General features: G+C 62.9%; 19 protein-coding genes. 14 read left to right on the forward strand and 5 right to left on the reverse strand.

What is annotated here, in order from left to right:
* The first annotated feature begins 320 nt into the window (after nt 1-320).
* The 6 genes from CXZ10_RS19040 (at nt 321) to CXZ10_RS19065 (ending at nt 6,617) form a co-directional block, all read left to right on the forward strand.
* Nucleotides 321-1,034 carry a FadR/GntR family transcriptional regulator gene (locus tag CXZ10_RS19040; RefSeq protein WP_101290935.1) on the forward strand — a complete coding sequence of 238 codons (714 nt, stop codon included), beginning with the start codon at nt 321-323 and terminating at the stop codon, nt 1,032-1,034.
* A complete protein-coding gene (locus tag CXZ10_RS19045) occupies nt 1,031-2,200 on the forward strand; it encodes a PLP-dependent transferase (RefSeq protein WP_101290936.1) in 1,170 nt (389 codons plus the stop codon). The genes CXZ10_RS19040 and CXZ10_RS19045 overlap by 4 nt, the downstream gene beginning before the upstream one ends.
* 182 nt (nt 2,201-2,382) lie before the next feature.
* Nucleotides 2,383-3,645 carry an ABC transporter substrate-binding protein gene (locus CXZ10_RS19050; protein WP_101290937.1) on the forward strand — a complete coding sequence of 421 codons (1,263 nt, stop codon included), beginning with the start codon at nt 2,383-2,385 and terminating at the stop codon, nt 3,643-3,645.
* Between the two features lie 174 nt (nt 3,646-3,819).
* Complete coding sequence (locus CXZ10_RS19055; RefSeq protein WP_425298940.1) at nt 3,820-4,704, forward strand: carbohydrate ABC transporter permease; 885 nt, start codon at nt 3,820-3,822, stop codon at nt 4,702-4,704.
* A 1-nt stretch (nt 4,705) separates the two neighbouring features.
* Nucleotides 4,706-5,539 carry a carbohydrate ABC transporter permease gene (locus CXZ10_RS19060; RefSeq protein WP_101290939.1) on the forward strand — a complete coding sequence of 278 codons (834 nt, stop codon included), beginning with the start codon at nt 4,706-4,708 and terminating at the stop codon, nt 5,537-5,539.
* A 10-nt stretch (nt 5,540-5,549) separates the two neighbouring features.
* The gene (locus CXZ10_RS19065) at nt 5,550-6,617 is read left to right on the forward strand and encodes an ABC transporter ATP-binding protein (protein WP_101290940.1); all 1,068 of its coding nucleotides are present in this window, start codon (nt 5,550-5,552) and stop codon (nt 6,615-6,617) included.
* Nucleotides 6,618-6,754: 137 nt separating this feature from the next.
* Here the strand turns inward: CXZ10_RS19065 and CXZ10_RS19070 are convergent, their stop codons facing one another.
* From CXZ10_RS19070 to CXZ10_RS19090, 5 genes are all read right to left on the reverse strand, one after another.
* Nucleotides 6,755-7,702: an ABC transporter permease gene (locus tag CXZ10_RS19070; protein WP_101290941.1), complete on the reverse strand. Its 948-nt coding sequence runs from the start codon at nt 7,700-7,702 to the stop codon at nt 6,755-6,757.
* Between the two features lie 17 nt (nt 7,703-7,719).
* Nucleotides 7,720-9,225, reverse strand: a complete 1,506-nt coding sequence (locus CXZ10_RS19075) for a sugar ABC transporter ATP-binding protein (protein ID WP_101290942.1) — start codon at nt 9,223-9,225, stop codon at nt 7,720-7,722.
* A 129-nt stretch (nt 9,226-9,354) separates the two neighbouring features.
* Nucleotides 9,355-10,617 (reverse strand): tagatose-bisphosphate aldolase subunit GatZ, encoded by a 1,263-nt coding sequence (gene gatZ, locus CXZ10_RS19080; RefSeq protein WP_101290943.1) that lies wholly within the window; start codon nt 10,615-10,617, stop codon nt 9,355-9,357.
* 62 nt (nt 10,618-10,679) lie between these two features.
* Entirely contained in the window at nt 10,680-11,648 is a 969-nt protein-coding gene (locus CXZ10_RS19085; RefSeq protein WP_180336078.1) for an alcohol dehydrogenase catalytic domain-containing protein, read from the reverse strand.
* 220 nt (nt 11,649-11,868) lie between these two features.
* The gene (locus CXZ10_RS19090) at nt 11,869-12,831 is read right to left on the reverse strand and encodes a substrate-binding domain-containing protein (protein WP_101290945.1); all 963 of its coding nucleotides are present in this window, start codon (nt 12,829-12,831) and stop codon (nt 11,869-11,871) included.
* 595 nt (nt 12,832-13,426) lie between these two features.
* On the opposite strand from CXZ10_RS19090, the gene CXZ10_RS19095 reads away from it, so the two are divergent.
* The 8 genes from CXZ10_RS19095 to CXZ10_RS19130 form a co-directional block, all read left to right on the forward strand.
* Nucleotides 13,427-14,923: a xylulokinase gene (locus tag CXZ10_RS19095; protein WP_143741567.1), complete on the forward strand. Its 1,497-nt coding sequence runs from the start codon at nt 13,427-13,429 to the stop codon at nt 14,921-14,923.
* Nucleotides 14,920-15,954 (forward strand): galactitol-1-phosphate 5-dehydrogenase, encoded by a 1,035-nt coding sequence (locus CXZ10_RS19100; RefSeq protein WP_101290947.1) that lies wholly within the window; start codon nt 14,920-14,922, stop codon nt 15,952-15,954. Before CXZ10_RS19095 ends, CXZ10_RS19100 begins: the two co-directional genes overlap by 4 nt.
* Nucleotides 15,955-16,147: 193 nt before the next feature.
* Nucleotides 16,148-17,107: a sugar-binding transcriptional regulator gene (locus CXZ10_RS19105; protein ID WP_101290948.1), complete on the forward strand. Its 960-nt coding sequence runs from the start codon at nt 16,148-16,150 to the stop codon at nt 17,105-17,107.
* Nucleotides 17,108-17,578: 471 nt separating this feature from the next.
* A complete protein-coding gene (locus CXZ10_RS19110) occupies nt 17,579-18,469 on the forward strand; it encodes a substrate-binding domain-containing protein (RefSeq protein ID WP_101290949.1) in 891 nt (296 codons plus the stop codon).
* A 110-nt stretch (nt 18,470-18,579) separates the two neighbouring features.
* A complete protein-coding gene (locus CXZ10_RS19115; protein ID WP_101290950.1) occupies nt 18,580-20,094 on the forward strand; it encodes a sugar ABC transporter ATP-binding protein in 1,515 nt (504 codons plus the stop codon).
* Entirely contained in the window at nt 20,091-21,062 is a 972-nt protein-coding gene (locus CXZ10_RS19120; RefSeq protein ID WP_101290951.1) for an ABC transporter permease, read from the forward strand. The genes CXZ10_RS19115 and CXZ10_RS19120 overlap by 4 nt, the downstream gene beginning before the upstream one ends.
* Nucleotides 21,062-22,009 (forward strand): tagatose kinase, encoded by a 948-nt coding sequence (locus CXZ10_RS19125; RefSeq protein WP_101290952.1) that lies wholly within the window; start codon nt 21,062-21,064, stop codon nt 22,007-22,009. Before CXZ10_RS19120 ends, CXZ10_RS19125 begins: the two co-directional genes overlap by 1 nt.
* A gap of 3 nt (nt 22,010-22,012) precedes the next feature.
* A partial coding sequence (locus CXZ10_RS19130) for a class II D-tagatose-bisphosphate aldolase non-catalytic subunit (protein WP_101290953.1) occupies nt 22,013-22,876 on the forward strand: 864 nt, incomplete at its 3' end.

The following is a 22,876-nucleotide window of genomic DNA, read 5'->3' on the forward strand; positions in this document are numbered from 1 at the left end:
ACAACGACCGTGTCGTCCGTCTTCATAAAACACTTTCCTGGCCGGCCGGATCACCCACAGACGCTGCCCGGAGCAGGCTTGGATGCAACGAACCGGCCCGCGCCGTCCGGATCGCACCCCTGAGGCTAAGACCGTTCGGATTGAGACTCAACTCGCGGCATTCGTCAATGTGGCGACCTGCCACCATCGAGGGAGGCCCATCCCGGCCAATGGGGAGATAGCCTCCTCACGCGTCTTGACAGACTTCAGCCTCGCCCTCTTAATGTCAGATGTCAGACCAATTTACCGGACATTGTTCCGGCGACCGAAATGGCGGGCAGATGGCGGGCGATATTTCTTCCCTTGAACGCATTCCGCGTGTCGACCGCGTCCGCAGCGTGATGAACGCGCTTGCCGATCACATCGAGCGCGCCGGCATGAAGCCGGGCGACAAGCTGCCGACCGAGCGCGAGCTGTCTCTGGCGCTGGGCGTCGGCCGATCGACGGTGCGCGAGGTGATCCGGCAGTTGCAGGCGCTCGGCGTCGCCGAACCGCGCGTCGGCTCCGGCACCTTCCTCATGCGGACGATCTCGCCGGGCACGGTTCACGTGCCGCTGTCGCTGGACATGTCGCATCTGAGGGACGCCTTGCTGCAAACGCTGGAAGTGCGGCGCGGACTGGAAGTGGAGGCGTCGGCGGTGGCGGCACTTAGGCATACGGCCGAGGACGTTCCCCTCATGGCGGCGACGCTGGCCGAGATGGAGCGCGTCCACCTCGACAAGGGAACGGCCGGCCGGGAAGACCTTGCCTTTCATCTCTCGATCTACGACGCCACCCATAACCCATTGTTTCCGCGCCTGCTCGAGCAGATGCGCGAGACCTTCGAGGGGTTTTTCGACCAGCCGTTCGACCGACCGGATTTTGCCCGGCGGTCCTTCCCGTTCCACCGTGAACTGTTCGAGGCGATCGTCGCCCGCAACGTCCCGCTGGCGCGCGAGAAGACCTACGCGATCCTCGAGATTGTCGAGGAAGACATCAAGGACATGTCGAGATGAGTGAGGATGCCGACCCGATCAGGCGCGCCAGCCTGATCGTCGCCCATGACGAGGTGAATGCCTACGACGCCGTGGTGCCACCGATCGCCCAGACGTCGCTGTTCACCTTCTCGTCCTATGACGAGATGAACGAGACCTACATGGGCAAGAAGACCCGACCGACCTACAGCCGCGGTCTCAACCCGACCGTCCGACACTTTGAAGACATGATCGCGCAGCTTGAGGGTGGGGAAGACGCCATCGGCTTCGCCTCGGGCATGGCGGCGATTTCCTCGACGGTGATGACCTTCGTCCGCCCCGGCGACAAGCTGCTCTGCGTCCGCCACGTCTATCCCGACGCCTATCGCCTGTTCGAGATCCTGCTCCGGCAATATGGCGTCCGCACCGTCTATGTCGATGGTCGCGACGAAGCGGAAGTGGCCCGCGAACTGCCGGGCGCCGCGCTGTTCTACATCGAAAGCCCTACCAGTTGGTCGATGGATGCGCTCGATGTCGCCTCCCTCGCCTCCCTCGCCCGCAAGCATGGCGTCGTCACGACGATCGACAACAGCTGGGCGTCGCCGGTCTTCCAGCAGCCGTTGTCGCTGGGCGTCGATCTGGTTCTTCATTCGGCTTCGAAATACATCGGCGGCCATTCCGACGTGGTCGCCGGCGTGGTGACCGGATCGAAGGCGCTGATCGGCAGGATCCGCGCGACGACTTATCCCTATCTCGGCGGCAAGCTGTCACCCTTCGACGCCTGGCTGTTGATCCGCGGCCTCCGGACACTGCCGACCCGCATGAAAGCCCATGAAGCAGCGGCACTTCATATCGCCCGCAAGCTCGCCGCCCATCCGCTCGTCGAAAACGTTCTGCACCCCGGCCTCGGCAACAGCCTGCCGCCCGGCCTTTCCGGCACGTCGGGCCTGTTCTCGTTCACCTTCGCCGAGGGCGTCGACATCCCGAAGTTCGCCGACCGACTGAAGCTGTTCAAGCTCGGCGTCAGTTGGGGGGGACACGAGAGCCTCGTCGTTCCGGCGACGGTCGTTCACAACCAGGCCGCCGGGCCGAACTCGGCGGTCGACTTCGGCATCAGTCCGCGCGTGGTGCGCCTGCATGTTGGCCTCGAAGGCGCGGACGCGTTGTGGGCCGACCTCGGCGCGGCCATCGACGCGGCGCGCCTGTAGGAGGACCAGCCTCGTCAACACTTCTCCGGCTTGGAGGGGCCGGCCAGGGCATCGGAGCAAAACAAAAAAACAGGGGCGCTGATGCCCGATCGGCCGGGATGACCGGCCGGACAACAGAAGACCGCAAGGCGGGGCCTCCAGCACCCCGCCCTCATGTGGCAACCAAGGAAAGGGGAACTTTCATGAACAGGATTTTGGCTATCGCGTCGCTGTCGACGCTGCTCATGACCGGCACCGCTCTCGCCGACACGACGCTGAAACTCGTCGAGGTGATCACCAGCCCGGAGCGCACCGAGACGCTGAAAGGTATCGTCAAGACATTCGAGGACGCCAATCCCGGCACCAAGGTGGAGATTATCTCCCTGCCCTGGAACCAGGCCTTCGAGAAATTTGCCACCATGGTGTCGGCCGGCGAAACGCCCGATGTCGTCGAGATGCCTGACACGTGGCTCGCGCTCTATGCCAACAATGGCGCGCTTGAGAGCCTCGAGCCCTATCTCGAGAAATGGGAACACACCTCCGGGCTGACGGCGCGCGCCCTGGAGATGGGCCGGTCGGTGAAGGATACGGCCTACATGCTGCCCTATGGATTCTATCTCCGGGCGATGTTCTACAACAAGAAACTGCTGTCCGAGGCCGGCGTCGCCGAGCCGCCGAAGACGCTTGATGAGTTCAGGGCTGCGGCAGAGAAGGTATCAAAGCTGCCCGGCAAGTCAGGCTATTGCCTGCGCGGCGGTCCGGGCGGGCTCAACGGCTGGGTGATGTTCGGCGCCACCATGGCCGGTGACAACAGCTTCTTCAAGCAGGACGGCACCTCGACCTTCGCCGATCCCGGCTGGGTCAAGGGCGTCAGCTACGTCATCGATCTCTACAAGTCCGGCCTTGCGCCCAAGGACAGCGTCAACTGGGGCTTCAACGAGATTGTCGGCGGCTTCTACTCCGGCACCTGCGCCTTCCTCGACCAGGATCCGGACGCCCTCATCTCGATCGCCGAGCGCATGAAGCCGGAAGACTATGGCGTTGCGCCCTTCCCGAAGGGACCTGATGGCAAGGCCTTCCCGACCATCGGCTATGGCGGCTGGTCGATGTTCGCGAGCAGCGAGCACAAGGACCTCGCCTGGAACCTGATTGCCACGCTCGAAGCGCCGGAGGGCAACATCGCCTGGAACAAGCGCATCGGCGCGCTACCGATCCACACGGCGGCCGAGAAGGACCCGTTCTATGCCGGCGAGCAGTTCAAGGGCTGGTTCGAGGAACTCAGCGATCCCAATGTCGTGCCGACGGTGATGCCGACGCATCTCGAGGAGTTCGCCTTCTTCAAGGACTCGCTGGTGATCACCACCAGCCAGAAGGCGCTGCTCGGCGAGATCACGCCCGAAGATCTCTCCAAGCAGTGGGCGGATTACCTGACGGCGGCGCAGCAGAAGTTCCTCGCGTCCAAGTAACGACGACCTCGCATCGGCGTTCGGCGGCCTCGCTGCCGAACGTCAGCTTGACCGCCGGCGCCCGGTTGGGCCGGCGATCGAAGCTTCGCGCTTGGTCCGTCATACCCTGAGAGTTTCCGTTCGATGACTCTTCACACCGCTTCGGGGTCGCCGGCCGGCGATCGCCGAACGCCCATGCAGAAGATCGCCGCGCGACTGGAGCCCTGGCTCTATTCGGCTCCCGTGCTGATCCTGATCGTCGCCATCATGCTGGTGCCGCTGGCGCTCGGCGTTTCCTATGCCTTTCGCGACATCCGCCTGCTCAACCCGTTCAGCGGCGCTTTCGTCGGGCTCAAGCACTTTCGTGACCTCGCCGGCGACGGCGCCTTTCGCGGCGCCCTCGTCAATACGCTCTGGTGGACCTTCAGCTCGGTGATCCTGCAGTTCATCTTCGGCCTGATCCTGGCCCTGCTGCTCAACCGGCCGTTCAAGGGACGGGCGCTGGCGCAGGCGCTCTGCTTCCTGCCCTGGGCGGTGCCGAGCTTCCTGTCGGGTCTCGACTGGGCATGGATGTTCAACCCTGTAGTCGGCCCCATCCCGCACTGGCTTTATGCGTTGGGCATCCTGTCGGAGCCGAGCAACATCCTGTCCGATCCGGAAACCGCCATGTGGGGGCCGATCGTCGCCAACGTCTGGTGGGGCATACCCTTCTTCGCCATCACCATGCTGGCGGCGCTTCAGGCGATCCCCAAGGATCTCTACGAGGCGGCGGAGATCGACGGCGCCGGACCGATCGAACGCTTCCGGTCGATCACCGTGCCCTTCCTGGCGCCGACCATGGCCATATCGATCCTGCTGCGCACCGTGTGGATCGCCAACTTCGCCGATCTCATCATCGTCATGACCAATGGCGGGCCGGCCGACCGGACCCAGATCGTGGCGAGCTACATCTTCACCCAGGCCTTCCGCCGCCTCGACTTCGGCTACGCCTCGGCGATCGCGCTGGTGCTGCTGGTGCTGCTGCTCGCCTACTCGATGCTGATCGTGGTCCTGCGTCAAACCATGCTGACGAGGCACTGACATGACCAGAAAGCGCATCGTCCTCACCCTGCTGCACCGGCTGGCCGTCCTCGCCTACGTGGCCTTTGCCCTCTTCCCCTTGTTCTGGCTGCTCAAGGTGTCGGTGACGCCGACCAGTCTCCTCTACACCGAAGGCATCCGGCTCTGGCCGTCGCGGGCCAGCCTCGAACACTACGCCTTCGTCCTCACCCATTCGAGCTTCCCGACCTTTTTCCTCAACTCGACCATCGTGTCGGGCGCGACGGCGGTGATCGTCACCATCGTCGCCTCGCTGGCCGGCTACGCCATGTCGCGCTTCGTCTTCCGCGGCAAATACTGGATCGTCGCCCTGCTCCTGCTGACCCAGATGTTCCCGCTGGTCATGCTGATCGCGCCGATGTTCAAGATGCTGTCGCCGCTCGGGCTCACCAACAGCCTCACAGGCCTCGTCATCGTCTACGTCGCCTTCAACGTGCCCTTCGCCACCTTCCTGATGCAGTCCTTCTTCGATGGCATCCCGAAGGACCTCGAGGACGCGGCGATGATCGACGGCGCTACCCGGTTCACCGCCTTTCGGCAAATCATCCTGCCGCTGACGCTGCCCGGCATCGCCGCGACGCTCGGCTTCGTCTTCACGGCGGCGTGGAGCGAGCTGTTGTTCGCGCTGATGCTGATCTCCGGCAATCAGGCCACCACCTTCCCGGTGGGCCTCCTGTCCTTCGTCTCCAAGTTCTCCGTCGACTTCGGGCAGATGATGGCCGCCGGCGTTCTGGCGCTGATCCCGGCCTGCCTGTTCTTCCTTCTGATCCAGCGCTATCTCGTGCAGGGCCTGACGGCCGGCGCGGTGAAGGGCTGAGGAGCGTTCCATGGCTTCCATCACCATCGAGGCGATCACCAAGACCTTCGGCACCGTGCCGGTCCTCAACGACATCGACCTCTCCATCGCCGATGGCGAGTTCGTCGTGCTGGTCGGTCCGTCCGGCTGCGGCAAGTCGACATTGCTCCGAATGATCGCCGGGCTTGAAGACATCACCGCCGGCGAGATCCGCATCGACGACCGCCGCATCAACGAGGTGGCGCCCAAGGACCGCGACATCGCCATGGTGTTCCAATCCTATGCGCTCTATCCGCACATGACGGTGGCCGACAACATGAGCTACAGCCTGAAGCTCCGGAAGACCGCCAAGGAACGGATCGCCGAGGCGGTCGGGGCGGCGGCCGGCAAGCTGGGGCTCGATCCGCTCCTGGCGCGGCGGCCCAAGGCATTGTCCGGCGGGCAGCGGCAGCGCGTCGCCATGGGCCGGGCCATCGTCCGCCACCCCAAGGCCTTCCTGTTCGACGAACCGCTCAGCAACCTCGACGCCCGGCTGCGCGAGCAGATGCGGGCCGAGATCAAGCGGCTGCACAAGTCGATCGGCGCCACCTCCGTCTACGTCACCCACGACCAGATCGAGGCGATGACCCTGGCCGACCGCATCGTCGCCATGCATGGCGGCATCATCCAGCAGGTCGGAAATCCGCTCGATCTCTACGACCGCCCGGCCAACCTGTTCGTCGCCGGCTTCATCGGCTCGCCGGCCATGAACTTCGTGGAGGGACACCGCCGCGCCGGCGCCATCGAAACCGACGACGGCAGCAAGATCGCCATTCCCGATGGCGTTCAACTAGCCGAAGGACAGGCCGTGACCGTCGGCATCCGTCCCGAGCACGTGCGCATCGTCGCCGGCCCGGAAGCCGGCAGCTACGCGGCGCGTGTCGATCTTGTGGAACCCACGGGTTTCGGCACCATCGTCCACGTCCGCCTGCTCGGCCAGGATCTCAAGATCTACACGCTGGAACGCGGCATCGCCGCGGTCGGCCAGCCGCTGCACATCGCCCTCGATGGCGCCCGGTTGCATGTCTTCGATCGCGAGACGACCAATCGCATCGGCTGACGATGGAGGCAAGCCGAGACAAAGCCGCCGGTCCCGTCACGCGAACGGAACCGGCGGGGCAAGCCTGGGGCTCTCAACATATGCTGCGGGCAGGCGCGGGGCACTCGTTGCGCCCTGCGCCGGTCGTTTTCACTCCGCTAATGCTGCGTGGAGGCGCGACGCTTGGCGCTCTCCAGCAGAACGGCCAAGACGATGATGACGCCCTTGACGACCTGCTGATGATAGCCGGGAATGTCCATCAAGTTCATGAGGTTCGAGATCATCGACAGGATCAGCGCGCCGATCAGCGTGTTGATCACTGTTCCCCGGCCACCCGCCAGACTCGCGCCACCGACGACGACGGCGGCGATCGCGTCGAGTTCGAAGCCGATAGCCAGGATGGGAGAACCAACGCCGGTACGGGTTGCCGAGACGACACCGGCGACCGCACAGGTGAATCCCGATATCGCGTACACGGCCAACTTGATGGCCATGATGTTGATGCCGGAAAATCGGGTCGCCGTTTCGTTGGAGCCGATGGCAATGACCAGACGCCCGAACACGGTCTTTCGGTTCAGGAACAGAGCCGCGGCTGTCACCACGATCAGCAGGAAGAACAGGGCGGGGATGCCAAAGATCGCAGCGCTGCCGAAGTCCATGAAAGCCTGATCGTCGATGAAGATCGGCTGCCCCTTCGAGACGATCAGCGACAGACCTCGGGTGATCGTCATGGTCGCCAGAGTAGCGATGAACGGCGCGATGCCGAAGTTGGCGACCAGTGAGCCGCTCACCAGGCCACATGCGATGCCGACGATCAGCGAGATCGCAACCGCGCCGGACACGCCGAAGCCTGGGATGGTGAGCGCGGCGACAACCGACACCAGGGCCATCACCGAACCAACCGACAAGTCGATGCCTCCGGTGAGAATGACGTACAGCAAGCCGAGCGACACGATGCCGAGAGGCACGCTCTGCCGCAGGATGTTGGTGATGTTATCGGGCGAGAAGAAGCGATCAGATAGGAAGCCGGCCGCGACCAGCATCAACACGAATACAACGATGGTCGACTGGTTGATGACCAGGCGAAACAGCTTATTGGCAGACATTGTTTCCCCCAAAACTCTCAGTGGACACGGCGCTTGGGAATGGCGAGCCGCATGATTGCTTCCTCCGTCATCTCGCGCCCCTTGAGCTCGCCAGCGACCACTCCTTCGCTCATCACGTAGGTTCGGTGACAAAGACCGATGACCTCAACCAGCTCGGACGAAATCACCAGAACTCCCACGCCGGCGGATGCCAGAGCGGCAATGATCGAATAGATCTCGGCTTTTGCGCCGACATCGACACCGCGTGTCGGTTCGTCGAGAATGAGGATCTTGCAGTCGGTATTCAGCCACTTGGCGACGATGACCTTCTGCTGGTTGCCGCCGGACAATGAAGACAGAGCATCGTTCAAGGCTCCCAGCTTGATCCTGACGCGTTCTTGTGAGGCCTGGGCGATGCGACGCTCCGCCCGCGCATTGGTAATGCCGAAGCGGCTGATGGCCTCGAGGTTGGTCATGGTCATGTTTTCGCAAATGCTCATCGGCAGGATGCCGCCCTGACGTTTGCGATCCTCGGGAACCAGACCGATGCCGACCCGCATGGCGTCGGACGGCTTGCGAATGAGCCGGCGCTTGCCCGCCACCTCGATCGTGCCGGAATCCAGCGGATCGATACCGAAGATGGCGCGAACGACTTCCGATCGGCCGGATCCGATCAGGCCAGAGAGACCTACGATCTCTCCGGCGCGCAGGCTCAGCGAGACGTTGTCGAGCACACCGTTCCGCGTGAGATTGTCGACCTTGAGCAGTACCTGCCCTTCAGTGTCGCCCTCCGGCTTGGCGGGGAAGAGCGCTTCCAGCTTGCGACCGACCATATTGGTAATAATGTCGTCTTCGGTGCAGGACCGAGGGTCCAGATCGGCGACCGTTCGCCCGTCCTTGAAAACGGTGATGGCGTCGGCGATGCGGAAGATCTCCTCAAGACGATGCGAGATGTAGATAATCGTGATGCCGCTTTCCTTGAGCTTGCGCAGATTATCGAACAGGACTTCCGTTTCGGGATCGGCGAGCACTGCCGTCGGTTCGTCGAGGATCAGGACGCGGCAATCCTGAATGACCAGAGCCTTGGTGATCTCGACGATTTGCTGGTAGGCCACCGACAGGTCACCACACAGGGTTGTGGGCGAAATATTGAAGCCGAATGCGGAGAGTGCCGAACCCGCCTTCCGGTTCATCGTCTTCCAGTCGACAAATAGCGATCCGTTGCCGAGATCGCCGAGAAACATGTTCTCGGCCACGGACAGGTCGGGGGCGAGCGCCAGCTCCTGATGGATGATCGCAATACCCCGCTTCTGGCTTTCCACCGGACTTGCAAAATCGACAGGGTCGCCGAAAACCTCGATCGTTCCCTTGTCGCGCCGCAGGATGCCGGCGAGAATATTCATCAGCGTCGACTTGCCTGCGCCATTCTCACCAACCAGGGCATGGATGGTGCCAGGGCGAACGTGCAGGTCGACGTCTCGCAGCGCGTGTACGCCGCCGAATGTCTTGCCGACACCTTCGATGCGAATTGCGTAGTCGGACATGTATCCTCCTCAGTCCGTTCTTGCGGCGGCTCTCGCCGCGCCTAACCCGCGAGCGGCGGTGCCCGCCGCTTCCGCGCCGGCGCCAGTTTGCCTCCCCACAAATCGGCGCCGGTTCGGTCGGCGAAAGCGTCAGCTCAGTTGCCCGTAACAACCGAACCGATAATCGTCGAGTACCTGCCAAATCTTGTCCATGACGATAGATTGGGCCGTTATGCTTCCATCGCCCAGACGCGCACGCTCGAGGCCGGCGTATTGCCGAACGAGACCTGCCGGCAGCTTTTCAGACGAAAGGTTGGCCATGAGCCTGTCGACCGCGGAACTCACGGCCGGATGAGGCCAGTAGTACCGAATGCGGTCGGACTGGCTGTAGATGCGCAGCAAGGACTGCTCGGAGAATGTACCCGGATAATACTTCTGCCAATAGCCCGGCTCGTCGAGCATTATCCGTTCGATGACCTCCCGAAGATGCGAGCGCCTTTCCGTCGGGACCATCTCGCTTTCAATGGATGCCAAGGCGAACAGTCCTTCACGCAACGCGTAAGTGAGTGCCGGCCCGACCTTCAAGATGGCGAAGTGGTCGCGAACCAACTCCCGCAGTCGCTGGCGTGGCTGGAAGTCGGTGGAATGCGCTTCGTAGACAAGCCCTTTATGCTTTTCGATGAATCGCGAAAGACCGACCGCCTTCTCTGGTGCGTAGGCGATGATGCCGGCATTGTCGAAATCCACACCCGGCTGCACGACGACGCCGACGACGCGTTCAAAAGCCGCATCCAGGCCTCGGGCGGCAAACGCGCGGCGATGCGTCTCAATGGTCGCTTCGACGTCAACGGTACGGGTCACCTGAATGCCGGCGAGACCATTGGCCTCGCCGCCGGGTACCGGGACTTCGGTCCCGATGATATAGAGCGGCGCGACCCCTTGAGGGCGTGCGGCCTCGGCGGCGGCGCAGAGATCGGCCGCCCGTTCCGCAGCGAGAGCAGGATCGATGGGGTCGGTCTCCCCGGCGACGGCCATCGAGGCGTCGAGATGAATCTTGCTGAATCCAGCAGCCACATAGTCGGCCAGGAGGCGCTTTGACAGCTCCATCGCCTCGGCAGGCTTCTTGTTGCGCCACGTGTTGGGACCCAGATGATCTCCGCCAAGAAGCAGCCGTTCGCGCGGAAAGCCGATCTCATCGGCGATGCCCCAAACGAAATCCCTGAATCCCGCCGCCGTCATGCCCGTATAGCCACCGAACTGGTTGACCTGGTTTGACGTCGCCTCGATCAATACGACCCGATCGGTATGGAGGTCGTAGAGGAGGGCTGCGCGGATCACCAAAGGATGCGCCGAGCAAACCGAACAAATTCCGACCGGTTCGCCGACGGCATGCCGCGCTAGAATATTTCTCATCGTTTCCTCGTTAAGTCATGACCGGCGAAGTCGGGCCGACCGACAACGCCCGCTTTCGCATCTCAGTTGGTGAAGTCCGTGACCGTGACTTTCCGGAGATCACCATCGCCGGCTTGCATACGCAGGATATAGTCGGGGCACTCGGAAAGCTTGATCTGGTGGGAGACGACGTCGCTCACGTCGATGGTCTTGCTCTTCATCAGATCGATCGCCTGAATACTGTTCTTCAACGACGTGAAGGAGGCGATGACAGAGATTTCCTCCCGGTAGATACGGAAATGGTCGAGCGCGATTTGCCCGGACTTGTGAGGCACGCCGAAAACCAGGACCCGGCCGCGCGGGCGGGTCAGTCGATTGGCCGCCTCGGCCACGAGCGCCGAACTGCCGGAGGCATCGGCGACGGCGTCGTAGACCTTGTCGGCGATATCGCCAGAGCTGGAGTAAACCTCTCCGAGCCCCATCGCCGCGGCACGGGCAAGACGCCCGGGGCTCCGCTCCAGATAGTCGACGCGAGCGGCACCGCGCGCTCGGATCAGGCGGCCCATCAGGATGCCGATCGGCCCCGCACCAAGAATAAGGACGTGCTCCGCCCAGCCAACGCCCAGCCGTTCGGTAGCGTGTACGACGCAGGAGAGGGGCTCGACCAAAGCACCTTCCACGAAGGAGAGATCGCCGATGTCAAACGCGCCTCTTTCGTTGACGACAACATACTCGGCCATGCCACCTGACCGATTGACGCCCGGCACGATCATGTTGCGACAGAAATGATGCTCGCCGCGCAGGCACTCCGGACAATTGTTGCAGGGGACGTTGGGCTCGACCGCCACACGGGCGCCTACAGGAACGCGAGAGCACTCGGGCCCCACGGCCACGACCTCGCCGGCGAACTCATGCCCCGGAACGACCGGGTAGGAGGCAGTGAAACCGCCGTTATAGATATGAACGTCGGTGCCGCAAATGCCGCTGGCCCGAACCCGGATCAGAACTTCGTCGGCCTTGGGCGCGGGACGAGGCATCTCGGCGATCGCCATCTTGCCGGGTTCGGAAATGATCAGGGATTTCATCATGGACTGCATGGATGCTCTCCAGAAGCCGATCGCGGTGCGCTTTTTCAGACTCGCCAACCGCGATTGCTGCCGGCTCGGGTCCGAGCTCGTGATTTCGGACGGGACCAGGGATTGAGGCCATTATTGGCTGGAGGCGGCGAAACGCCGCCTCCGTTCTTGCTGGGGGAGAATTATGAACGCTCTCTCAGAACAGAGAGTTCGGATCGTAGACCTTTTCGGCGTTCTCCTTGGTCACCGCCAGTACCGGGCAAAGCGAGTAATCGGTGAAGTGGCGCTCGCCGGCATCGTATTTCTTGATGGTATCGATGGCCATCTCTGCCATGATCTTGGGGTTGTTCTCGCCGGTGGCCTGCATTTCACCGTCGATAATGGCCTTGTAGGCGTTCTTGTTGCCGTCGTAGCTATAGACCTTGACGTCGGCGAGCTTTCCGGCCGCCTTGAGGGCATGCACCGCACCCAGCGCCATGTCGTCGTTCTCGGTGTAGACGGCGTTGGTATCGGGATGCGCAGCCATCACGTCTTCCATGGCCTTCAGGCCGCCTTGCTGGTCCCAGCCACCCCAGACCTGGCTCACGATCGTGAAGTTGGTCTTCGCGGCGGCGCGCAGCTGCCCATCGATGATGCCCCTGAAGAAGTTCATCGAGCGGGTCTGGCCGACGAGGTTGCCCTGGTTGCCGGAGATCAGCGCCACCTTCATGGGGGTGTCACCGAACTGCGAAGCAGCGTATTCGCCGATGAGCTGGTTGTTGCGGGCATTGTCCGGAGCGATACGCGTGATGACGTCGGCGCCGAGGGCCAAGTCGCTGTCGATGATGATCACCGGCACCTTCTTGGCGTTGGCCTGCTTGACGATGCGCAGACCGGCAGCCGGATCCTGGGGATTGAGAATCAGGTAGTCGAGATCCCGGGCCAGCATGTCCTCGACGTCGGCGATCTGCTTGTTGAGATCGGCACGCGCGTCCGTGGTGATCATGGTCCAGCCCTCGGCCGTTCCCATGGTCTTGATGTGCTCGGTGAGGGCGCTGAAGTACGGTCCATTCAGCGTGCGGTTGGAGAACCCAACCTTGAGTTCCTTTGCCATGGCCGCCCCGGTGACACACAGGGCCGCCGCGGCGACCGCCGCCAGAGCGATACGCTTAATGTTCATTGTTTCCTCCTAAGCAACCTCTGGTCAATCCTCTCTCGACCAGAGGGCGAAAGCCGTTTGGAATAGTCAAAGCGTACTAGCGAGCCAGCACATAAAGCCCAGGCAGCCATATGCGCGCAGATAACTACGTTTTGGCGACGGCCGCGCCAAAGCAACCTTCTCCAGGTCGCTCCCGGAACCGTCAGTCCATAGATTTTATGCTTGGCTCCTCCTGTTGCCCGAGGCACCACCTCAGCCCTTGAGCAACTACCCAGACAGTGAGCATTATATCAGGGCAAATGTCAAGCACATGAGCTAATGCCTTGGTATAATGCAATTTTAAGGTGTGTATTTTTCCCATAAATCTACATTTAATTGCATAATTGGGCGAGAATTTTGCTCGATAGCCGCCCAGCCAATCTGCGTTTGCGCCTTATTTGCAAGTTTCACATCCATCAACGGCGCCTCATTGGTATTTGGCATATGCCATCATGATTGGCAATTGCCATAGCTGAAGCGGCTTGGTAAGGTCTTCTCGAGGATAAGGTTGGCACCTTCGGTAGTCGCTTGCCTGATCACCCAGAAGATCGGTGGCGACGCCAAGGGGGAGGTTCGCTTGAGTTTCATACTGACGGTCGACATCGGTACGTCGAGTTTGAAGGCAGTCCTGTTCAACGCCGAACTCAACGTGGTCGCCCAATCGAAGCAGGAATACCCGACGAGCTATCCCAGAATCGGCTGGGCAGAGCAGGATCCCGATCTTTGGAATGACGCCCTGGCGCGTGCCGTCGGCTGCATCTTGGAGCGAACCGGGCTTCGTCCAGACGCCATCGGTGGAATTGGCGTCGACGGCATGTCGAGCCTGATGCTTCCCGTCGATCGGGAAGGAAACGCACTCTGCCCGGGACTCATATGGCTCGATCGCCGAGCGCAAGAGCAAAGCGATTTCGTCAGCCGCCATTACGGAAATCTTCAGCTCAGGGTTTCGGGAAACCGCTCCGATCCGTCCAACTTCGGCCCGAAAGCCATGTGGCTGCGGGACCAACGGCGGGACATCTACGACGCCTGTGCTTCACTGCTGCATTGTAGTTCCTACCTGGTTCACCAGTTGACCGGCGTCTTTCTCATGAACCGCTCCGAAGCGGCTCTGTCTCAGCTTTGCGACATCCGCTCGGGTACCTACTCGGAAGAGCTCATCGAAGCATCCGGGATAGATCGCCGTAAACTGCCGGAGATCGCCGGCTGTAGCGACGTGGTCGGCCGGGTCACGATGGCGGCGGCCGAGCGTTTCGGGCTTGCTGCCGGGACCCCGGTTATCGCCGGCGCAATGGACAACGTCGCAGCGACGGTTGGGCTCGGTCTCCGTAACGATGGGGACGCCTACATCGCGGCGGGAACCGCAACCAACGTTGGCGTTCTCGTCGATGCCCCGCCCGTCGATGGATATGGCCTGACGTATCATGCCGGCATTGAGGGAAAATGGCTCGTCAACGGCAGCGTTGACTATGGCAGCGCCGGACTCCTGTGGTTCCGCAACCTTCTCGGCGAGAAGGATTTCGAGAAGCTTTGCGCCGACGCCGAAGAGGTCGGTCGCGGCGAGCACCCTCTTGTTTTTCTACCCTACATGACCGGCCAGCGCGCTCCACTCTGGAGCGATGCGCTGTCGGGTATCGTGATGGGAGTTACACCAGGCACCGATCGCCGGCATCTCGCCCGCATGTTCATGGAAAGCACGGCGCTGGGGGCCCGCCATGTCTTTCAGAAATTGAGGGCGAAGCGTCCGTCTTCCGCGGCGCTCACGGGTGGAATTACCAACAATCGGTTTTGGACCGGCGTTTTCGCCGACGCCACGGGGATGAGCCTGACGCCTTCACGCCAGAAAGAGGTGGGCAACCTTGGCCTGGCGATCCTGACCGGTCTCGGCATCGGAACTTTCCACTCCACCGATGAAGCGTTCTCCCTTTTGCCGGTCGACTGCACGCGTGAGCCCGATCCTGGTTCTCGCGGCTACTACGACGACCTCTTCGCGCTTTTTGACGCCGCCTACGAAAACAATCGCAGCGTGTTGGTCCAGCTTGATGAAATCAGACGGAAATATGGGGTGGAAAAATGAGGGCAGCTGTTCTCCATGGAAACGCCGATCTTCGGGTCGAGGAAGTTGCGGACCCTGAGATTGGTGAAGGCGAACTTCTGGTCCGTGTCGCCTATAGCGGTGTTTGCGGCTCGGACGTTCCTCGCCTCATCCATAACGGCGCACACTTCTACCCGCTCGTTCTTGGGCATGAGTTCTCCGGAACCGTCGTGGAGGTTGGCACAGGTATCGAGCATAACCTGATCGGCAAGAAAGTGGCATGCGCGCCTCTTGTGCCGATTTTCGAGCACCCGCAATCCCAGCGCGGCAATTTTGCGCTCGGCAAGGGCTACAGCTTCATCGGCTCGCGGCAATCGGGCGGATTTGCCGAGTACGTGGTCATGCCGCGCCTCAACGCCGTCCTTCTCGACGATTCGATCGACCTGCTCGCGGGCGCCTTCATGGAGCCGCTGACCGTCGGACTGCATGCGATCAACATCATGGATTTCCGCCCCGGCCGAACGACGGCGGTCGTCGGCATGGGAACCATCGGCATCTTGCTGATGCAATCGGCGAAGCTGCTTGGCGCCGGTCCGATCTGCGCCTTCGACGTCGATCCCACCAAGCTTGAGCTAGCCAGGACCTACGGCGCCGATACGGTTGTCGACTCACGCGACGAGGCGGCGGTGAGCGCCGCAATAGAGGCTGGCGGCTATGAGATCGTGTTCGAGACGGCCGGAGTTCCCGCAGCCGAAATCCTGGCCCTCAAGATTGCGGCCGGCAAGGGGCGCGTCATGTACGTCGGCACTCCGCACGTCCCGCTGACGCTCCAGCCCGCCGAGTTCGAGGAGATCAACCGCAAGGAACTCACGATCCAGGGATCATGGATGAACTACTCGGCTCCATTTCCGGGATGGGAGTGGACCTTTGGCGCCGAGGCTTTGGGCAACAACCGGATCAGACTAGATGGCCTGATCGATAGGGTTTTGCCTTTGTCGCAGGCCGGAGCAGTTCCAGAATTACTCCTTTCAAAGTCCGTCCGGGGCAAGATCATGCTGGACGCCACGCGGTAGTAGCCTAAATGCCATCCAGTCTTCAAACGCTTGAGGGGTCTGAGCGTGTGAGATATTAGGTTTTCATGAACCTACAGTTTGCGCCGAGGCACTTCCTGCCGAGCCGTCGCCCGGCAAGTGTGAGGTGTTCGGCGCATCCATCCTCCATGACCCTCTTGGGTCATGCGACGCCAGAGAAGATTGGATCGGCCCAATGGTGCTGCCACCCAAGGAGCTGCAGGAACGAAGGCTCGATCAAGCGGCTCGGGCAGCCTGGCTTTACTACATCGCCGGGAACACGCAGGACGAAGTCGCGACGAAACTCGGCGTTTCCCGTCAGACGGCGCAGCGCCTCGTGTCGATCGCGGTCTCGGAAAAGCTGATCAAGTTTCGGCTCGATCACCCGATTGCCGAGTGCGTGGAGTTGGAAGAGCGTATCCGCGAACGATTCGAGTTGAGAACCTGTACGGTGGTGCCGACGGCCGACGCCGCGACGGTGCAATCCGGCGGCATCGCGGTCGCCCTGGCGGAGTATATCGAGAACGCCCTATCGGTTCCCGAACCGACCGTGATCGGCCTGTCGACGGGAAGGACGCTGCTCGCCGCGGTATCCGAAGTGCCGACCATGAACCAGCCGGACCACAAGATAATCTCCCTTATCGGAGCAATGTCTCGTGACGGACGGGCCAGTCACTACGAAGTCGTATCGCGTTTGGCCGACAAGGCAAACGCCCAGTGTTTCCCAATGCCCACCCCCGTCGTTACTTCGACCATCGAAGAGCGCGCATTGCTTCAGAGCCAGAGATCGTACCAGACCATCCTGTCGCTCGCCGAGAAGGCCAGCGCCTGTTTCGTCGGTGTTTGCGAAATTGCCTGGAACTGTCCGCTTCAACGAGACGGCTTTCTGACCGAAGCCGAGGTCGTCGAGCTGGCCGACCGCGGCGCGGTCGGGGAAATCGCAGGGTGGGCCTTCAACGCCGCAGGTCAGGTTCTCGAGGGATCCACCAACGATCGTGTTGCCGGTATCCCGATGTCGCTCATGCAGCAACTGCCGACCGTGGCCGCCGGTAGCGGCATCAACAAGGTGCAGGCAATCCGAGGGGCTCTGCGGGGGCGTCTGCTGAGTGGACTCATTACCGATCAGGCAACGGCGGGCGCTCTTCTGGTTGGCTGAGGCCGGCTGGTTTCGCCGCGTGACGCCCGACTTCAGACAAGGCCACACCAACCATAGCATCGCCGTCCGCCGGACCGGAGGGTCTTGGCGGCCGGTGTTTGCGCGGAGCGCCCTGCCCCCGGTCACGCGCAGCCGGGCGGAATCGACCCGACCGAACCAACCCGGACATCAACCTCATGCATTTGCTGCCTTGTCATCCTGACCCACGGGGAGAACATTTCATACGGCGCTCAAAATTATTACGCGCGTAAAAGTTCTGTGTTGACATGCGGCAACATTCCGTGATGTGTTGGCCCTGCTGAGACGAAGGGAAACCTCCGTCGAGGCGTGTTCGCCGGAAGGCCCGCTCGTGGGCCCAATGGGCGAGGCTCCGCCTGGCGCGAGCCTGTTTGCCCGACAAGTTCAACACCGGCCGGCATGTCTCTTGATCCTGAGGATGGATTGGAGCGGCGGCCATGTGGGAGGAACAAGATGACTATTCGTTCGTTTGCTCGCCTGGCTCTCGCCGGCTCCGCCTTCGCTTTCCTCGCCACGTCGGCTATGGCCGACGGCATCGGCGCTTCGCTGCTCACCCAGCAGCACCCGTTCTACATCGAGCTCGCCGACGCCATGAAGGCCGAGGCCTCCGCCAAGAACGTTCCGCTCGAAGTGGCGATCGCCAACCAGGACCTCAACAAGCAGCTTGCCGACGTCGAGGACTTCATCGTCAAGGGTGTCGACGTCATCGTCTTGTCGCCGGTTGACAGCAAGGGCGTGAAAGCGGTGATCGAGAAGGCTCAGAAGGCCGGGATCAAGGTAATCACCGTCGACGTGCCGGCCAACGGCGTCGAGGTCACCTCCTACATTGGCACCGACAACTACGCCGGCGGCGTCAAGGCCGGCGAGCTGATGGCCAAGGAGCTCGGCGACAAGGGCAAGGTGGCGATCATCGATTATCCGACCGTTCAGTCGGTGGTGAACCGCATCGACGGCTTCAAGAAGGCCATCGGCGAGCACAAGGACATCGAGATCGTCGCGCAGCAGACCGGCATCACTCGCGCCGAGGCGCTGGCCGCCGCGCAGAACATGCTGCAGGCCAACCCCGACATCCAGGGCATCTTCGGCTTCGGTGACGACGCCGCGCTCGCCGCCGCCGTGGCGGTGAAGTCGGCCGGTCTCGAGAGCCAGGTCAAGGTGATCGGCTTCGACGGCATGGAAGAGGCCCGCAAGGCCGTGGATACCAACCCGGTCATGGTCGGCGTCATCCAGCAGTTCCCGGGCGAGATGGGCAAGCGGGCCGTCGACACGGCCATCGACGTCATCGCCGGCAAGGATGTGCCGGCCGAGCAGCCGATCGAGCCGGGCGTCTACACCCGCAAGTGATATAAGCAGAAGGAGCGCGGGGCGGCTTGGCGGCGGCCCCGCGTCTTCCCTCCCTCGTCAGTCCGGCGTCAGTCGCGGCCGAGGGCACTCGCGTCGGAAAGGAGGCGGGCATGTCGGCCGCGACCAGCGACGTCATTCTCAAGATCAACAACATATCCAAGCTGTTCGGTCCGGTCGCCGCGCTCAGGAACATGCACCTTGAGGTGCGCGCCGGCCGCGTTCACACGCTTCTCGGCGAAAACGGCGCCGGCAAGTCGACGCTGATGAAGATCCTGGCCGGCGTCTATCATGCCACGTCCGGTGAGGTGGAGTTCTGCGGGGCATCCTACAAGCCGGAGAGCCCGCAGGACGCGGCCGCGCGCGGCCTCACCATCGTCTTCCAGGAACTCAGCCTCTGCAACAACATGACGGTGGCCGAGAACATCCTGGCGACGCGCGAGCCGTCGGTCTACGGCTTCATCAACGACCAGGCGCTCGAGCGCCGCGCCGCCGAGATCGTCCGCGACCTCGGCCTGCCGGTCGACGTCACCGAGAAGGTCGGCCATCTCTCCATGGCCCAGCGCCAGTTGGTCGAGATCGCCAAGGGGCTGTCGATCCCCGACCCGCGCCTCGTCATCCTCGACGAGCCGACCTCGTCACTGACCGATGCCGAGACGGAGATCCTGTTCTCGATCATCGGCCGCCTGAAAGCCAGGGGCGTCGCCATCATCTACATCTCGCACCGCATGGAAGAGATCATGCGGCTCAGCGACGACATCACCGTCATCCGCGACGGCGAGTTCATCGCCACCCGGCAGCGCGAGGACGTCACCATCGACGAACTGATCGCCATGATGGTGGGACGGCAGATGAACGAGATCTACCCGCCGCGTCTTTCCGCCGCCCCCGCGGCGAGCGAAGCGCCGATCCTGTCCGTCGAGGGCCTTAGCCGCCATGGCGAGTTTCAGGATGTTTCCTTCGACGTGCGGAAGGGCGAAATTCTCGGCTTCTTTGGCCTGATCGGCTCCGGCCGCTCCGAGGTGATGAACGCCCTGTTCGGCATGAAGGCCGCCACCGGCAGCATCCGCATCGACGGCGAGGCGGCCACCATCACCTCGCCGGTCGATGCCATCGGGCGTCGCATCGCCTTCGTCACGGAGAACCGCAAGGAAGAGGGTCTCGTCCTCGCCCATAGCGTCGAGTGGAACATCTCGATGGCGGCACTCGGGCGCTTCGCCGCGTCGCTCGGCTTCATGCGGAAGCGACAGGAGCGCAAGGCGGCGAAGGAAGAGGTCGGCCGGCTGACCATCAAGACGGCCTCGGTCGACACGCCCGTTGGCTCGCTCTCTGGCGGCAACCAGCAGAAGGCGGTACTCGCCAAGTGGCTTCTGACTCAGCCGCGCATCCTGATCCTTGACGAGCCGACGCGCGGTGTCGACGTCGGCGCGAAGTTTGAAATCTACAAGATCATCCGCCAGTTGGCGGCCGAGGGCACGGCGATCCTGCTGGTGTCCTCCGAGCTGCCGGAAGTCCTCGGGATGAGCGATCGGCTCGTCGTCATGCACGAGGGCCGGCTCAGCGCCACGCTCCCCGGCGGCGCCACTCCCGAAGCGGTCATGGCCCACGCGACAGGTATCACGTCATGAGCGACGAAAAACATGTAAGCTCCGCCCAGAAGCCCATTGCCAAGCTGCTCCGGCAGTATGGCGGCATCCTGGTCTCCCTGGTGATCCTCTGCATCATCTTCTCGGTGATGAACCCGCGCTTCATGACGGTCGCCAACCTCATGAACGTTCTGCAGCAGATCGCGGTGATCGCCATCGCCGCCTTCGGCATGACCTGGGTGATCCTGCTCGGCGAGATCGACCTGTCCATCGGCTCAATCATCGCCGTCGCCGGCATGGCCGCCGCGCAGGCCTTTCTGGCCGGCTTCGGCTTCATGCCGACGCTCCTGCTGACGCTACTCGCCGGAGCGGCAATGGGTCTTGCCAACGGCGCGCTCACCGCCAAGCTCGGGCTGCCATCGTTCATCGTGACGGTGGCGACGATGGGCATCTTCCGCGGCCTCGTCAGCCTGCCGACCAATGGCGCGCCGGCGATGATCGAAGATCCCACCTGGATCGCCATCGGCGCCGAAAGCTTCGTCGGCCTGCCGATCATCATCTGGATCGTCGTGGTGTTGTTCGTCTTCAACCACGTGCTCCTGTCGAAGACCACCTTCGGTCGCCGGGCCTATCTCACCGGCGGCAACCGCGAAGCGGCCATCTACTCGGGCATCAAGGTCGACCGGGTGAAGATCACCATCTTCATGATCTCCGGCATCATGGCGGCGATCTCCGGCATCCTCCTGTCATCACGCCTCTATTCCGCCCAGACCAACGCCGGCACCAGCTACGAGCTCGACGCCATCGCGGCGGCCGTCCTCGGCGGCACCAGTCTGGCCGGTGGCGTCGGTACCATGATCGGTACCCTCATCGGCGCGCTGATCATCGGCGTCATGAACAACGGCATGAACATGCTGTCCGTCCCCTACTTCTATCAGCTGATCGTCAAGGGCTTGGTCATCCTGCTGGCCGTCTGGCTCGACGTTCGTTCCAAGCGGGCCAAGCAATAATGCGTCAGAGCAAGGTACTCACCATCGGCGAGGTGCTGGTGGAAATCGTCGCGACGGAACGCGGCAACGGCTTTCGCGAGCCGGTCAAGCTGATCGGCCCCTTCCCCTCCGGCGCACCGGCCATCTTCATCGACCAGGTCGGCAAGCTAGGGCAAGCCGCGGCCATCATTTCGCGGGTCGGCGATGATGACTTCGGCCACGTCAATCTCGATCGCCTGAAGAGCGACGGCGTCGACGTCTCAGGCATCGATGTCGATCCGCTGGGCACCACCGGCAGCGCCTTCGTGCGCTACCGTGAGGACGGTGGCCGCAACTTCGTCTTCAACATCCGCCACAGCGCCTGCGGCAGCATCGAGATCAAGGGCCCGGCCGCGGCTCTTGTCGAAACTTGCACTCACATGCATGTCATGGGTTCGTCGCTCTACGCGCCGAGCGTCGTCGAGGCGATTCTGAAGGCGACGCGGAGGATCAAGGCCAAGGGCGGCACGGTATCGTTCGACCCTAACCTCCGCGCCGAGATTCTGAACAGCCCCGGCATGCGCGAGGCGCTCGCCATCGTGCTGGGCGAAACCGACCTGTTCCTGCCGAGCGGCGAGGAGTTGTTCCTGTTCTCGCCGGCCGACAGCGAGAAGGAAGCCGTCGCCAACCTCCTGAAAGGCGGCGTCAAGGCCGTCGTCCTGAAGCGCGGGGCGGCCGGCGCCAGCTACTTCGACGCGACCCGCGAGGTCAGCCTGCCGGGCTTTAAGGTGACGGAGGTCGATCCGACCGGCGCCGGAGACTGCTTCGGTGCCACCTTCGTCACCTTCTGGCTTGCCGGCGCCGATCCCGAGACGGCGCTCCGCTATGCCAATGCCGCCGGGGCCAAGGCCGTTACCCGCTCCGGCCCGATGGAAGGCGCGTCGACTCGCGCCGAACTCGACGCGCTGATCGCCGAACAGAGGACCTGAGCCATGACCGCGAACCCGCTGAGCGACATTTCCACCTGGCGCTTTCGTGCCTCCGGCCTGCGCGGCATTCCATCGATCTGCTCGGCCCATCCGGTGGTGATCGAGGCGGCCATGCGGCACGCCGGCCGCCTCGGCCTGCCGGTGCTGATCGAAGCCACCTGCAACCAGGTCAACCAGGACGGCGGCTACACCGGCATGACGCCTGGGGACTTCCGCGACTTCGTCGAGGTGATCGCCAAGCGCCTCGGCTTCCCCTTCGAGCGCGTCATCCTCGGCGGTGACCACCTCGGCCCCAACCCCTGGAAGAAGCTGCCGGCAACCGAGGCCATGGACAAGGCCAAGGTGATGATCGACGCCTTCGCGAAGGCCGGCTTCACCAAGCTCCACTTGGACACCTCGATGGGTTGCGCCGGCGAGCCGGTGGCGCTCTCCGATGCGCTGACCGCCGAGCGGGCGGCTTCGCTTGCCGCCGTCGCCGAGGCGGCGACCCGGGATGCCGCCATCAGGCCAGTCTACATCGTCGGCACCGAGGTACCGATCCCCGGCGGCGCCATGGAAGAGATCGAGGAGCTGGAGGTCACCAGGCCCGAGGCGGCGCGCGAGACCATCGCCGTCCATCGCGAGGCCTTCGCCAAGGCCGGCATCGCCCAAGCCTTCGAGCGCGCCGTCGGCGCCGTGGTGCAGCCGGGCGTCGAGTTCGGCAATCACAACGTCGTCGCCTTCGATGCTGGCAAGGCCGCCTCACTCTCCGCCGTGCTGTCCGACCTCAAGGGCTTCGTCTTCGAGGCGCATTCCACCGACTACCAGACGCCGGAGGCGCTGAAGGCGCTCATCGACAATGGCTTTTCCATCCTGAAGGTCGGCCCG

The sequence above is a fragment of the Pleomorphomonas diazotrophica genome, assembly GCF_002844595.1.
In the GTDB taxonomy this organism is placed as follows: Bacteria; Pseudomonadota; Alphaproteobacteria; order Rhizobiales; family Pleomorphomonadaceae; genus Pleomorphomonas; species Pleomorphomonas diazotrophica.